We start from the raw sequence: 13289 nt of genomic DNA, 5'->3' as shown, positions 1-13289 counted from the left end.
GGCCACCAGCTTCTTGGGAATGGTGCATTTCGTCTCAGCCCTGTTATGGCTTCGTTAATTGTCCGTACAACCTAGTGAATCAGAAGCTTGTCGGTATTATTTAAATCTCGTCGGTAAATTTCGTCAGGACCATTGTGTAGGGTTTTTTAAGTCAAAAAATGCGGCTGATGAGCTGCAAACCATTTTTCAGCAGCGAGGCATGGAAGTGATAACGGACCAAATCCCCTATGGCGGCCCAAGCGACCCCCGCTACCGGGTGTTTGTAGTCGGTAAAAACATATTCGCCGCGCGAGATTTATTAGGGAAAGTGCCTCTTGTGGATGATGAGTGAGGTAGCCCGGATGAAAATCATAATGCTCTACATCCGGCCCCGCAGCAACCGGCCGAGCAGAACCACCGCTTTCGCCCCATCTGGCGCGAGTTTAGCGCAGCGTAACTCGTGCCTGCTGATGGGTGGAGGCTGCGCCTCCACTGCCGCGCCCCCAGCATGACAGCTCCGCATGACTCAGCTGTGGTAGCAAGCCGTGAGGATCCAAAGCGCAGCTTTGCCCAAATAGTGAAGCGCGGGTTATAGTACACAAAGCTCGCACTGACCCTAAGAAGGGGTGAGGTATAGTCAAAGGAACCTATGTTAGCTATTAACCCAAAGCAGTTTCTCCTCAATTTGCGACTCACTCAAGCATATTGTGAGTGCCAATTGCAGCGCGGCAACAAGAGCGACAGTGCCGTCTTGCGAAGCCTCAATCCAGCCTATGGTGAGGGTAGGCTGTTTACTTACAAGCCAAATACATTTGCTAATTTACCTAGTGAGCTATCTGGTCTACTAGTTGAGTGGGCACCAGATGCTAGCCCCTGGGATAGTGCGTTTTTAGGGGAAGTTCTTGAGAATCAATTAGCCCAAAAGTCACATACTGCTGGGCTGATTTATGATATGACCTTTGAAGGGAAGATTTTGGCTGTTGAATACGATGTTAATATTCCCGATGGTGTAGCAGCAATTGAGTCAGCGGGCTTTGTTGATGGAATGGACTTCCCTCCAATTGACACGTGGTTTTATCGGGTGCGCAATGGCAATGATGGTTGGGTTCTATTCGCGTGGGTTCCTCAACAGTTCATAAAAGCCGCTAATAAAGCAATCGCTGTTCATTTCCTGGACATTATCCACTGGTTTGACCATTGGGCACCAGAAGAGTATCGGAAAATAATGGAATCGCAACATGCGTGAAAATCCTCTGCCTCGTAGCTGGCCGGCTGCAATGGTGTGGGCAAAACCACCGCTTACGCTGCTGCCCGACCTGCTGGACTGCCGCGAGTTTGTGAACGCCGACAAAATAGCCCGGGCCTTTTCGCCCTTCCAGCTTGAGATGGTCAGCATCTAGGCTCATGATTTATCAAGGATGAACCTGATATTTAGGATCTCTAACAGCATAACCAGGGTAGTGTTTGCTGGGTTTGCCTATTGCATGCTTATTCATCGGAAGATGTTCCTAAACTATAAGCGCTTATTTAAGCGCACTGGGTTTGTTCTCGCCGGCTGCGCTCTATTGATTTTGTTTTGTAACTACTGGATTGTTACCTCAACCTCTTTACAAATTTTTAATGAGGTCGAAAAAATACCACCGCGAAAGATTGGTCTCGTACTAGGCTCCTCTAAAATCCTGGTAAATGGTACCGATAATTTATATTTTACCTACAGAATACAGGCGGCATATGCGTTGTATAAATCACAAAAGGTACGGTATCTGTTATTGAGCGGAGAAAACCCGATTAAAGACTATAACGAGCCGGAAGACATGCGGGCAGCGCTTATAACCCGCGGGGTCCCCGATTCGTGTATTGTACTGGATTATGCAGGCTTCAGAACCCTAGACAGCATGGTGAGATGCAAAGAAGTGTTTGGTGAAGATTCGGTCACCGTTATTTCTCAGGAGTTTCATAATCAGCGCGCCATATTTATTGCTAATAAGAAAGGTATTAACGCCATTGGTTTTAATGCCAGAAATGTAAATAAAAGATACTCTTTCAAAACACGGGTCCGGGAGTATTTTGCCCGGGTGAAATGTGTACTGGATATTTATGTGCTGCATACTTCCCCAAAGTTTTCAGGCCCGATGGTCAGCATTGAATAGCACAGGCGAGCTGATGCTGGCAGGACCGCCCAAGTTGCGTGCGGTGGGGATATATTACTTTATATGATAAAATTTGTATAATTCTAATGAATAAGATTTTGGATGAGACAAACCAACTTGATAAGCAGCCCGCCTTCTCATGAGAAAAATACTTGTCCTGAGCGTCCTGCTGCTCCTGAGCTACGCTGCCGGAGCCTGCCTGAACGAGTCTCGGGTGACGCTAACGGGCGACTATGTTCATTTGGATGGAGAAACTTGCCGGAACGGGCTGAAGCGAACTTGTTTTGGTGGGCCTTACGTTGAAAAAATGCTCAGCACAGCTTATTAAACGGCTTTTGGGCATTAATTTGCCATACCGTGCTAACTCTTCAATGACGAACAAAGAAATCAAAGCTCTTATCTCGCTGCTGGACGACCCGGAAGTGGCGCCTCAGATTCAAGACAAAATCCAGAACCTGGGCGAAAGCATCATTCCGTTTCTAGAGGAGTCCTGGGAAGAAACCCTGGATGCTCAGCAGCAGCAGCGCCTGGAGGATTTGATTCACCACCTGCAGTTTGAGGGCTTGCAGCAGCGCCTGCGCGTGTGGCGGGAGGCCGGCGCCACCGACCTGCTCGAAGGCATGTGGCTGCTGAACACCTATCAGTATCCCGACGCCGACCTGCAGGCCCTGAACCGGGCCATCGAGCAACTACGCTTTGAGGCCTGGACGATTCTGCGACCCGAAATGCACCCCGCCGACCAGGTGCAGGCGCTGAACCATATTATGTTCCGAGTGCACAAGTTCGCGGCTAATACCCAGCATTTCCACTCCCCGGCCAACTCCATGCTGCAGCGCGTGATTGAAACCAAGCGTGGCAATCCGCTTACGCTGTGCGTGATTTACCTGTTGGTGGCCCAGCGGCTGGACCTGCCGGTTTCGGGAGTTAACCTGCCTAACTTGTTCGTGCTGACCTTTCGCCCGGAGCTGCCTGGGGCTGAGCCGTTCTACATCAATTGCTACAACCGGGGCCTGGTCTTGTCGCGCACCGACATCGAACACTACGTCAACCAGCTCAACATCAGCTCGAATCCGATTTTTTACGAGCCCTGCTCTAACCTTGACATCGTGCGCCGCGCCCTGCGCAACCTGCAAATGAGCTTCGAAAAACTCCAGGAACCCGCCAAAGCCGCGGAGGTAGCCGTGCTGCTGAATATTCTGGAATAAGCACAGCCCAGGCGCCCATCCTGATGAGTGAAGCACCGTAACTCCTGCTCTTGCCGCCACTAACCCTTAAGACGTGAAAAGCGCCGACTTCTTAATCTTAAGTAGAGGTCGGCGCTTTTCTGTGTGCTTCTGCCTGAACAAGGTCGGCTTACGCGGTTGTCCGCATCGCAAGGACGAGTTATTGCGCGTCCTCGCGAGGATCGATACGAGCTTGCTTATCGTTTAATTAAGCAGCCCGCGGCTCGTTTGTCGGCCACACCAGCGGGGCGGCCGGCTAGCACGTTGTCGAGCACTTGCTTGAGGTACTGCTGCTGCACGTTGCCGGACATTTGCGGGTTGTCGTCGATGGCGCCGCGGTAGCGGATGGCAAACCCGCCGGCCGTGGGCTCCAGTACCACGGCCTCGGCCGTTTTGCTCACCCCGAGCAAGCTGCTGACCTGGTGGCTGGCGTCGGTGAGGGTGGGCAGCTCGACTTCGCCGGGCGCGGTGGTGCCGGGCGCATCAAGATTAATGGGCACATTGATAAACAAAAACTCGACCCCTTTGCCCCGGTAGCTGCTGCTGAGGGCTGCCAGTCGCTCCTGATACAGCCGCGAGAAGGCGCAGGCCGGGTTCAGAAATACTACCACCACGGCCTTCTTGTTCGCGTAGCTTTTGAGGGCAACATCGGCGTTGGCGGCGGTTTTGAGGGTGAAGTCGGTGATGGTATTACCCGAGGATTGGGCCCGGACCACGCCCACGGCCAGCGTCGTGGTCAGCAGGACCACGGCGGCGAGAATAGAGATTCGACGAAGGAACATGGTGGCAAGGTAAGGTATAAGCAGGGAAGCACGAGGCTACGCCGCCGATTCGTGGCTGTACGTGAGCACGTAGCCAGCTGATGGTCGGCAATAGCAAATGCAGTGCCGCGTCTTTTCGCCGCCCAACACCAGCGTAGCGGTGATTTCGCCGGATTCCTGCGGGGCAAAGGAATCCAGCAAAAGCTGGGTCTTGAAGATGATGCCGGGCTGGGCCGCCAGTTTGTAAAGAGTTTCCTTAGCGCTCCACAGTAAGGTGTAGAGGGTGCTGGCTGCCTCGAAATGCTCTGCGCTGGCCGCTTGGGCATCGGAAAGCTCCACGGGGCTCAGGAACTTACCGGCTATCCGCTGTGCTTTGTCGCGAATCATTTCGACGTCGACCCCGGCGCGCCCACCCCGTGCCAGCACCGCCGCCACCCAGGCCCCGGAGTGCGACATAGATATCGTTACGTCTCGGGCAATGTTGGTCAACCAGGGGCGGCCCGTGGTATCGTTTTGCACAACCACTTGGGCGGTTGGAGAAATGCCCAGCTCCACCAGGACCGCATGCGTCAGCACCCGGCCCGCCAGCCACTGGGCTTGGCGCTTGGCGTCGGCCGTGACGGGCAGGAGCCCCTCGTACGTTTCGGGTCGGGGTAGCTCCGCCCAAAGCTCGGCGGGTGTTTCGGTAAGGTGCCAGAGCCCGAGCACGGCAGTGGGGGAGAGGCGTTGCAGAGAATGAAGCGGCATTTAGTGAATAGCTGTCGGTTGGCAGTTGCTGGTTACAGGATAGTAGTTACTGTTGTTACGCAGAGGCCGCTGAAGCTCCTGCTTGGTTACTCGTTGCTCGCTCCTTGTTCGTTGCTGACTATCAACAGGAAACTAGCAATGAGCAACGAGTAATACTGCTGCAATAGATACTGGGGGGCGTAAGAATTATAGCGGTATTCAGCTCAGTGTACCAGACGTAGCCGGTGAAACCTCCCGGGACCCCTACGGGGCTAACCCTCCCGGGTACGACCCCGGTTCGCGGGAGGCGCGAAGCCCCAGCAGAGGGGAGCCAGACATGGGGTACACTGATTAGGAAACGGCTATAAGAACAGCGATTCCCGTTGGGGCCACTGATTACTACAGGAGCAGGTTCGGTCCCCTGCTTGAAAGCCAGCGGCCCGGCCAGCCCTATGGCGTGCGCAGCCTGAAGCTAGCCGCCAAATGTGCTGATATTCGTTGGACCAGTACCTTGTACATACTGCGGCCTCACAGCTATGCCATCCACTTGCTGGAGGTAGGTGCCGAATAGCGGGTTATCCGGGTCCTGCGGGGACCTAGCAGCAGCGAAACCACCGAAATATATACCCTTGTCGCACAGCGCCATCGGCCCGCTGCTTGATTCCCGGAGCCTGCAGGGCAACCTATCTTTTAGGAGGTAGGATATTTCGGGGTGCTGCCGGAAAGTAGATTGAGGTTAAGGATAGATTCCCGAAGTTTGCCGGGCTACCCCGTTTCGGGAGTCCTAATGCTAGTGGCCATTGTGAGAGACGACCGAACTGACATAACAACCGAACATAACGACAATGGAAGAACAACTAAAAGAAATCATTGAACGAACACAAATAAGCGATTTGCACCTTCGGTATTTCAGAGCAATTGACGAAAAGCAGCTTGACCGGAAAATTGTCGAAGTAACTTTTACAACAGACGCACAAGTTTCAAAGCCCAACGGTGCTGTTTCTATCGGGCATGACGAAATACTTGACGGACATATCAAAAGTTTTGCTCGTTTTCAAGCAACACAACATACGACAAGCGACTTTATTATTGAATTTGGTAATGACAAAGCAATTGTAAGAACAAACTTAACTGCTATGCACGTTTGGGCTGATATCGCCGAAAATCCTTCGCTTAATAGTAAACATTTTTACGCAGGCGGAGTTTTGCTGACAAAGGCAATTAAAGCAGGTAATAAATGGCGAATAAGTGAATGGATATTCCGTAATGTTTGGCGGACAGGAGAAGGGATGGATGAAATGGCTAAATTTGCAAGGCCGGAATAATAACAGCGAATCGCTAACATGGGCTTTGCATCAGGCAGGCTGACATGCAAACTAAGAGCTTTTTACTTTTATCGACTGATTATTCTTCAAACTACCACATAGCATCAGTTCCTTAAACTGGTCGCAGGCCACATGAACCTTGGGCAGTGGGCATTTTGAATCCTAGTCGCTGGCATCCAACAGCTCGCCACCCGGCACTTGCCAACTACCCGGTGGAGCTACCTTTGTGGCGCCTGTATGTCCGAGATTTTCCGCCCATCCGTTACTAAAATTGCTACCTTGGCGGGCCACCGCGACGCGGTATATGCCCTGACGAGTGGCCCGGGCAGCACCATCTATTCCGGCAGCGCCGATGGCATGGTGGTGAGCTGGGACGCGGCCACTCCCGAGCGGGACGGTGAGCTGCTGGCCCGGGTCGAAAATTCGATCTATGCCTTGCGCTACCTGCCCGAGCTGAACCTCCTGGTACTCGGACACAATTTTCAGGGCATCCAGGCTATTGACCTGAGCCGCCGGCAACTGGCCTGGGCCACGGCCCTGCCGCCAGTGGCAATTTTTGAAATCGTATTCTCGGAAAGCCGCCAGCGGCTGTACGTGGCCCTGGGCGACGGCACGCTGGCGGTATTGGCCCTGCCCGATTTTCGGCTGGTCACCCTGCGGCGCCTCACCAACAAAAGCCTGCGCAGCCTGGCCCTGCACGAAGCGCGTGGCGAGCTGGTAGTAGGTAGCTCCGATACGCTGACCCGGGTGCTGGACCTGGACTCGTTAGAAACCAAGTTCACCCTGGGCGAAAGCACGAATTCGGTGTTTGCCGTGGCCTTTGCTCCCACCGGCGCCCACCTGCTTACCGCCGGGCGCGACGCCCAGATTCGCACCTGGAACGTAGGGGCAGATTATGCCCTGGCCGGCATGGTGCCAGCCCACATGTACACCATCAACCACCTGGCCTTTAGCCCTGATGGCCGGTTCCTAAGCTCCTGCAGCCTCGACAAAAGCATCAAGCTCTGGGATGCGGCCACCATGACCCTGTTGCGGGTGCTCGACCGGGCCCGTTCGGCCGGCCACGGCACCTCCGTGAACCGCTTGGTTTGGCCGGGCGCCGAAAACCGGCTAGTTTCGTGTAGCGACGACCGCAGCCTGGCCGTTTGGCAAGTGCAAGTTGTTAGCTTTTAGCCGTTAACTACTCCAAACTACATTCATTGCCTCGGTTGATAATTACCTAAAAAGCGAAAAGCTAGCACCTCTTATGAAAATTACCGCCCTCGATATTCGCCAGAAAACGTTTGAAAAATCCTTTCGCGGGGTTGATAAAGACGAGGTGCAAGCATTTCTGAATACCATTTCGCAGCAGTGGGAACGGATGGGCGATGAAAACCGGGAGCTGCGCCTCAAGCTGGAGCACGCCCAGCAAGATGTGCAGAAGATGCGCGAGGTGGAAAGCAGCCTCTACCGAACCCTGAAGACGGCCGAAGAAACGGGCAATAACATCACCGAGCAAGCCCAGCGCGACGCCGCCCTGCGTGTGCGCGAAGCCCAGCTGCAAGCCGAGCACCTGCTGAACGAGGCCCGCCAGCAGGCCCGCAATGTGCTGGACGAAGCCTACCTGCAAGCCGAAAAGACCGTGGCCGAGATGCAGCGGGAGGTCGGCAACCTGGGGCAGGAGTGCCAGCGCCTCGAACAACAGCTCGACACCCTAGTGCGCGACTTGCACCACCTCGCTTCGGACGCCATGGACAAAGTTGAGAAAGCCCGCACCCGACCCAAGAGCAGCACGGCCGCCATCCTTTCCCGGGCGGCTCACGTACAGGTGGAACGCCCGAAACCATCTTTCGCGGAGCCCACCATCGAACCCATCCCTCCCGTGCAGGTTAGTACTCCTTCTGCCATTGCGCCAGCTGCCCCCGTGGCGGCCGCGCCTGTTTACGCTGCTGTTGAACGCCCGGCCAGTCAGCCCGTGGCCCCGCCCGCACCGGAGCCCGCGGCGGTAATCAGCCCGCCGCAAGCCTACAACCCCAAGCCGGGCCAGCAGCCTGACCCTGGCACGGCACCTGCCCCCGACGTTGAGCGGCCCGGCGCCCCGGCCGAAAACCCCGGCATTGCGCCGGCCCCCCACATCGACCAGCCGGAGCCCGCGCAGGTGCCCCACCCGGGGGCGCCCCAGGTCGACCCTACTGAGCCCGAAATCCGCCCTATCGGTCCTGACCGCCCGGAAATTACCCAGCCCTCGCCGGTCACGCACCCGGGCATGGAAAAAGCCGCTACGGTTGATGTGGGCGTGGCGGAGAAGTCGTTCTTTGATGAAATCTAGACCACGGATTCGCTCGGATTTTTCGGATTGCACGGATTTTGTAGTCGATTGGCAATTGATAAAGGGCCTGCCTCTAGGGGTAGGCTTTCTTTTTTTGAGGCCGTTTTTGAGTGGCGAGGGGGCTTCTTTAGGCTTGGGCTCACGGTTAGGATAGCAAATTGCCTGACGGGGCCAGCAATAGCCTTGCTGATTGTTTAGACTGAGCCTGGCGGCCTGCTTGGGCTGGGATTCGGGGGCTCGGCTTGGGGGGTGGGTACCAGTTCGGGTTGGGCCACCGCCTGCTTATTTAGCGACAATCTTTGCCGTGAATGGGCGTGGGCGGTTGCCGCTAACGCTGCCGCTGGGGCTCCCGTGAGAGGGCGTTGGTGGTGCATCCGCAGACTGGCATAGCTAGCATATCATCCTAATCATCTTAATCGACTAACATATTGCACATGGGGCAGATCGCACTCGAAGGACTGGAATTTTTCGCTTTTCACGGCTACTACGACGAGGAGCAGAAAATCGGGAATAAGTACGGCGTGGACCTTTACATCAGTACCAACCTGTTGGCAGCCGGCGAGTCGGATAAGTTGCAGCAGACCGTAAACTATGAGGTGCTGTATCGGCTCGTGGCCGAAGAAATGCGGGCCCCGGCCCGGCTACTGGAGCACGTAGCCCACCGCGTGCTCGACCGAATTATGGCCGAGTTGCCCCATGTGCGGAAGGTCCGAATCAGCGTCAGCAAGTTCAACCCACCGCTGGGGGGGATTTGCCACCGGGCCCGCGTTACGCTCGTGCGGCGGCGCCAGCCCAAGACTACGGCATAGGGAAGGGACCGGGCGCGTGCAGGATAAGTGCGGAATACACCCGCTCAGTCGAAAATTATTCAGCTGACCTTGATTAGGTTAGAGCCATATAATAGGGTACTACGAAATATTTCGTAGTACGCGCTTGCAACTACGAATGCTTTCGTAACATCTTTGCCTTATCTACGAAATATTTCGTAATAATCTCACGTGTTCCCAGCATGAGTAAAGCTCCGCCCCCCAAACCTACGGACTCCGAATTGGAAATCCTACACGTGCTCTGGCAGCACGGGCCGGCCACCGTCCGGGTCATCAACGACCACCTAAGCCAGCGTCGCCAGGCCGAAGTGGGTTACACCACCACGCTGAAAATTTTGCAGCTGATGCTGGAAAAAGGCTTGGTGCGGCGCGATGATGCCGACCGCAGTCACGTGTACCGGGCCGCCGTGCGCGAGCAGGAAACCCAGGGTTTGCTGCTCGACAAGTTCGTGGATGCCGCCTTCGGCGGTTCGGCCCTAAAGCTGGTGATGCAGGCCTTAGGCAGTCGCCAAACCTCGGCCGATGAGCTGGCACAAATACGCCGGCTGCTCAACGACATTGAAATCCAAAACTCCACCGCTAACTCCGACGACGATGAGCACGCTTGAGAATTTTGTTTCGCCCGTGCTGACCCGGGCCTTGGGGTGGACGCTGCTCCACTCGTTGTGGCAAGGGGCCCTGGTGGCGGCCGCGCTGGCCGGGGCCTTGCTGCTGCTGCGGCGCCAGCGTGCTGAAGTGCGCTACGTGGCCTCGGCCGGGGCCCTGGGCCTGGTGGTAGCCCTGGCCGGCATCACCTTCGGGTTGTACGTGAATGCGGGGGCGAGTAAGGAAGCAGTATTACCACCGGGCTACTTTGATAGCGTGAAGACGGCAGAGCCAGTAAGAAAGGATGCGCTACCCGTTCTTACGGCCTCCGCCGGTTCGCTTGGCTCGACCGCCCCAAGCCCGGGCGCGGGGCCAGAGGTTACGGCGCAGCTGACCAGCTCGACCGAGGCAGCCCAAACGGTAGCTCTGAGCCTGCCCCCGGACCAGTCAGGGGCTTCCGAGTGGTTGACCAAGGGCCTGCGGTATTTCGACCACCACTTGCCCTTGCTGGTGGTGGCGTGGATGCTGGGCCTGCTAGCCATGGGCCTGCGAATGCTGGGCGGCTTGCTGTACGTGCAGCGCCTGCGGCACCATCGGGTACGGCCATTGGGCGCGGTGTGGCAGGAGCGACTAGCGGTGTTGGCTGCCCAGAGTGGCGTGCGCCAGTCAGTAGCCCTGCTCGAATCGGCCCTGGTGCGGGTACCATTGGTGGTGGGCCACGTGCGGCCCGTGATTTTGTTGCCCTTGGGCGCCGTGGCGGGCCTCTCGCCGGCTTGCCTGGAAGCCATTCTGGCCCATGAGTTGGCCCACGTGCTGCGCCGCGACTACCTCGTAAACTTGCTGCAAACGGTAGCCGAGGTGCTGTTCTTCTACCATCCGGCGGTGTGGTTTGTGGCCAGCTGCGTGCGCACTGAGCGCGAGAATTGCTGCGACGACACGGCCACGGCCCTGTGCGGCGGCGACCCCATGCGCCTGGCCCGCGCCCTGACGGCCCTGGCCGAATGGAGCCAAAGTGCGGTGCTACCAGCCGCGCCCCGCCTGGCCCTGGCAGCAATTGGTAGGCGTGGGGCCCTGCTCAACCGGGTGCGCCGCCTGGTGCAGCGCCGGCCGGCCCCGCCTACGTTGGCCGAGGGCCTGATGGCCGGGACCCTGGTGCTGGGCGGGCTGGGCCTGCTGGGCTGCAGCGTGGCCTTAGCCGGGCCCCTGACGACGCCCGCTACGACGGCTCGTCCGTCAGTAGTGGACTGGCAAGCTGGTCCGGACCGGAGTGGGTCCAAGCCCCTGGGAGGAGGAGATACCACTAGGCAGGTGGCAGGCTTCAACGCTGCCCCCACGGCCCCGAGCCACGAGCAACCGTCCGGTGATAGTTCTTTCCGGAATAGCTCCCCGAAGGAGGCCCTGATAACGGAGCACGATACGGTACTGGGCCGCCGGGCCAGCCGGCGCCAGCGGGAACGCCCTAGCCACCGGGTTCTTATCAACGGCCGCTACCTGACCTCTTCGGCCTTCGGGGGCAATCCCGGCACCGTAGTGATTACCAAGGATAAGAAAGGCCGCGTCAGCGATTTGGTGGTGAATGGGCAGCCGGTTGATATCGGAGCGGGCAAGCGCAAAGTCAAAATCAAATCGAAAGAAGGTCGCGACGATGACGGCTCGATCGAAATTATTCGGATGGTGCCCCCAGGGACAGTCGAAGGCCCGAGCTACGTTTTTCGGACTGATGGCGAAGCTGGGCAGTGGTTTGACCGTCGCTTCCCCCGCAGCTTTCAGTTCAGGATGCTGCCGGCGGACCCACGGTTAGACCGCCGCTTTTACCGGGATTTCAGCCCCCGGCTCAACCGCTCGTTCCGCCTGCTCACGCCCGATGCTCTTTCGTCGGACCCGGATCCGGTTCGCGGCCAGCGAGAGGCCCTGCGCGCCGCCGAGCGGGCCCTGCGCGAAGCCAGCGCCGTGAAGGGCCTGAGCCCGGAGCAGCAGAGGCGCATCAATAAGCGGCTCGAGGAAGTGCGGGCGCAGCTTAAAGCCATGGAGCACGCCCCTGCCTCTTCGCAGTCGCGCCGCTTCGACGAGGGCGATGCCCAAGGCCGTGACGAGGAAATGCACAGTCGCCGGGAAGAAATGCAAGCGCTGCAAGACGAGATGCAGAGCCGCCAGGAGGAGCTGCGGGAACGCCTGCGTGAATCGCGGCGGGAGATGCAGGAATTGCGCACCGTGCGGGCCGAGGGCATCCGCCAGGGCGAAGAAACGCTGGTAGCCGAGCTGCTGAAGGACGGCCTGATCAAGGACCGTGACAATTTCCAGTTAAAGCTCACCGCCAGCAGCCTAGTGGTGGATGGCAAGGAGCAGCCCAAAAAAGTGCACGAGAAATACCTGAAGCTCTACGAAAGCAACGCTGGCCGTAAGATGGGCGCCAACAGCTCGGTGATGATCAATCGCAACGGCAGCGGCGCCGAAAGCGATGACATGCCCCGGCCGCCGCGCCCGCCCCGCGCCCCGCGGGCACCCGGGGCCTTCGCCCCCCTGCCACCACCCGCCCCCTTGGCACCACCCGCGCCAACTGCACCGTTGGCCCCGTTGGCGCCGCCCGCCCCACCAGCGCCGCCTAAGGCTGACACGGAAACGGTGCGCAATGAGCTGCGCAAGGACGGTCTCATTGGGCCGGCTGAGAAGAGCTTTCGGCTGCAGCTCAATGACTCGGGGCTGAAAGTGAATGGCAAGAAGCAGCCCGACGAGCTGGCCGCGAAGTACCGCAAGCTACTGGGCCACGATGGGCCGGGCCAGGTCTACAACATGTCGATTTCGGTTCAGGACTAAGCTGAAATAAGCCCAAAGCCCGGGCGCCAAACGGCCGGTATCCTCAGTGGGTACCGGCCGTTTGGCGCCCGGGCTTTAGTTATTCATCCTAACGGTTAAGTTGAATGAGCAATTGCCGAACCTTTGCTGCATCTGTTGGCAGGGTCGCGCTAAAGGGCTTCAACTGAAGAGACAATGGGGGCTAGTTTGGAATAAGTGCCCGAGCTGGCGATAGTAGCCGAGTGGTTGCTGCGTATGTTTGACAGATGAAGCCAGGCTTACTTTTGTTAGCATTGGGGTGGCTCATTCGCTGCGGCACGAGTCCTGACGAGAAGTACCTCGCGGCACAGGCTGCCGCCGCGCATCGTCCAATCCCGCCCCACCGCATTGGCCCAGGATTGCGTTTCGGCATGTCCCCGGAAGAGGTGCAACACCGCCTGGACTCCTTGCGCCGTTACGGCGCAGACTTCCCTTTGAGTACGAGCATGGCACCGTTGCGGCCCCAACCCATTTATGTGGCCGGCCACTTAGCCGCTCTAGGCTGTACGGACAATTATCTTTGGGTTCGTGAGCAATCTGGATGAAATCAGTGACCGGGCATGGGCGGCGTTG

The 13289-nt window shown here is 57.6% G+C and carries 13 protein-coding genes; 11 read left to right on the top strand and 2 right to left on the bottom strand.

Annotation, left to right across the window (positions count from 1 at the left end; translation table 11 throughout):
- Nucleotides 1-58: 58 nt before the first annotated feature.
- From IC235_RS21765 to IC235_RS21745, 5 genes are all read left to right on the top strand, one after another.
- Nucleotides 59-331: a hypothetical protein gene (locus tag IC235_RS21765; RefSeq protein ID WP_191007329.1), complete on the top strand. Its 273-nt coding sequence runs from the start codon at nucleotides 59-61 to the stop codon at nucleotides 329-331.
- A gap of 297 nt (nucleotides 332-628) precedes the next feature.
- A complete protein-coding gene (locus IC235_RS21760; RefSeq protein ID WP_191007328.1) occupies nucleotides 629-1225 on the top strand; it encodes a hypothetical protein in 597 nt (198 codons plus the stop codon).
- Nucleotides 1218-1379, top strand: a complete 162-nt coding sequence (locus tag IC235_RS21755; RefSeq protein WP_191007327.1) for a hypothetical protein — start codon at nucleotides 1218-1220, stop codon at nucleotides 1377-1379. Before IC235_RS21760 ends, IC235_RS21755 begins: the two co-directional genes overlap by 8 nt.
- A 102-nt stretch (nucleotides 1380-1481) precedes the next feature.
- Complete coding sequence (locus IC235_RS21750; RefSeq protein WP_191007326.1) at nucleotides 1482-2129, top strand: SanA/YdcF family protein; 648 nt, start codon at nucleotides 1482-1484, stop codon at nucleotides 2127-2129.
- Nucleotides 2130-2500: 371 nt separating this feature from the next.
- Nucleotides 2501-3334 carry a transglutaminase-like domain-containing protein gene (locus tag IC235_RS21745; RefSeq protein WP_191007325.1) on the top strand — a complete coding sequence of 278 codons (834 nt, stop codon included), beginning with the start codon at nucleotides 2501-2503 and terminating at the stop codon, nucleotides 3332-3334.
- Between the two features lie 215 nt (nucleotides 3335-3549).
- Here IC235_RS21745 and IC235_RS21740 read toward each other — a convergent pair whose 3' ends face one another.
- Nucleotides 3550-4134, bottom strand: coding sequence for a redoxin domain-containing protein (locus IC235_RS21740; protein ID WP_191007324.1), 585 nt, complete (start codon nucleotides 4132-4134; stop codon nucleotides 3550-3552).
- A 36-nt stretch (nucleotides 4135-4170) separates the two neighbouring features.
- A complete protein-coding gene (locus IC235_RS21735) occupies nucleotides 4171-4860 on the bottom strand; it encodes a 4'-phosphopantetheinyl transferase family protein (protein WP_191007323.1) in 690 nt (229 codons plus the stop codon).
- Nucleotides 4861-5684: 824 nt separating this feature from the next.
- Between IC235_RS21735 and IC235_RS21730 the strand changes: the two genes are divergently transcribed.
- The 6 genes from IC235_RS21730 to IC235_RS21705 all read left to right on the top strand — a co-directional run bounded on the left by IC235_RS21730 (nucleotide 5685) and on the right by IC235_RS21705 (nucleotide 12698).
- Complete coding sequence (locus IC235_RS21730; protein WP_191007322.1) at nucleotides 5685-6164, top strand: nuclear transport factor 2 family protein; 480 nt, start codon at nucleotides 5685-5687, stop codon at nucleotides 6162-6164.
- Nucleotides 6165-6401: 237 nt separating this feature from the next.
- Nucleotides 6402-7337, top strand: coding sequence for a WD40 repeat domain-containing protein (locus tag IC235_RS21725; RefSeq protein WP_191007321.1), 936 nt, complete (start codon nucleotides 6402-6404; stop codon nucleotides 7335-7337).
- Between the two features lie 73 nt (nucleotides 7338-7410).
- Nucleotides 7411-8472, top strand: coding sequence for a DivIVA domain-containing protein (locus IC235_RS21720; protein WP_191007320.1), 1062 nt, complete (start codon nucleotides 7411-7413; stop codon nucleotides 8470-8472).
- 434 nt (nucleotides 8473-8906) lie between these two features.
- On the top strand, nucleotides 8907-9281 hold the full coding sequence (folB, locus tag IC235_RS21715; RefSeq protein WP_191007319.1) for a dihydroneopterin aldolase: 375 nt from the start codon (nucleotides 8907-8909) through the stop codon (nucleotides 9279-9281).
- Between the two features lie 200 nt (nucleotides 9282-9481).
- Nucleotides 9482-9907 (top strand): BlaI/MecI/CopY family transcriptional regulator, encoded by a 426-nt coding sequence (locus IC235_RS21710; RefSeq protein ID WP_191007318.1) that lies wholly within the window; start codon nucleotides 9482-9484, stop codon nucleotides 9905-9907.
- Nucleotides 9894-12698 carry a M56 family metallopeptidase gene (locus IC235_RS21705; protein WP_191007317.1) on the top strand — a complete coding sequence of 935 codons (2805 nt, stop codon included), beginning with the start codon at nucleotides 9894-9896 and terminating at the stop codon, nucleotides 12696-12698. Before IC235_RS21710 ends, IC235_RS21705 begins: the two co-directional genes overlap by 14 nt.
- Nucleotides 12699-13289: the final 591 nt, after the last annotated feature.

The sequence above is a fragment of the Hymenobacter montanus genome (assembly GCF_014699115.1).
Taxonomy (GTDB): Bacteria; Bacteroidota; Bacteroidia; order Cytophagales; family Hymenobacteraceae; genus Hymenobacter; species Hymenobacter montanus.
This window is presented reverse-complemented; position numbering and strand designations above follow the sequence as displayed.

Coding starts and splice junctions, on each gene's coding strand:
- IC235_RS21760 (WP_191007328.1), top strand. CDS start 629: ATGTTAGCTATTAACCCAAAGCAGTTTCTCCTCAATTTGCGACTCACT.
- IC235_RS21755 (WP_191007327.1), top strand. CDS start 1,218: ATGCGTGAAAATCCTCTGCCTCGTAGCTGGCCGGCTGCAATGGTGTGG.
- IC235_RS21750 (WP_191007326.1), top strand. CDS start 1,482: ATGTTCCTAAACTATAAGCGCTTATTTAAGCGCACTGGGTTTGTTCTC.
- IC235_RS21745 (WP_191007325.1), top strand. CDS start 2,501: ATGACGAACAAAGAAATCAAAGCTCTTATCTCGCTGCTGGACGACCCG.
- IC235_RS21740 (WP_191007324.1), bottom strand. CDS start 4,134: ATGTTCCTTCGTCGAATCTCTATTCTCGCCGCCGTGGTCCTGCTGACC.
- IC235_RS21735 (WP_191007323.1), bottom strand. CDS start 4,860: ATGCCGCTTCATTCTCTGCAACGCCTCTCCCCCACTGCCGTGCTCGGG.
- IC235_RS21730 (WP_191007322.1), top strand. CDS start 5,685: ATGGAAGAACAACTAAAAGAAATCATTGAACGAACACAAATAAGCGAT.
- IC235_RS21725 (WP_191007321.1), top strand. CDS start 6,402: ATGTCCGAGATTTTCCGCCCATCCGTTACTAAAATTGCTACCTTGGCG.
- IC235_RS21720 (WP_191007320.1), top strand. CDS start 7,411: ATGAAAATTACCGCCCTCGATATTCGCCAGAAAACGTTTGAAAAATCC.
- folB (WP_191007319.1), top strand. CDS start 8,907: ATGGGGCAGATCGCACTCGAAGGACTGGAATTTTTCGCTTTTCACGGC.
- IC235_RS21710 (WP_191007318.1), top strand. CDS start 9,482: ATGAGTAAAGCTCCGCCCCCCAAACCTACGGACTCCGAATTGGAAATC.
- IC235_RS21705 (WP_191007317.1), top strand. CDS start 9,894: ATGAGCACGCTTGAGAATTTTGTTTCGCCCGTGCTGACCCGGGCCTTG.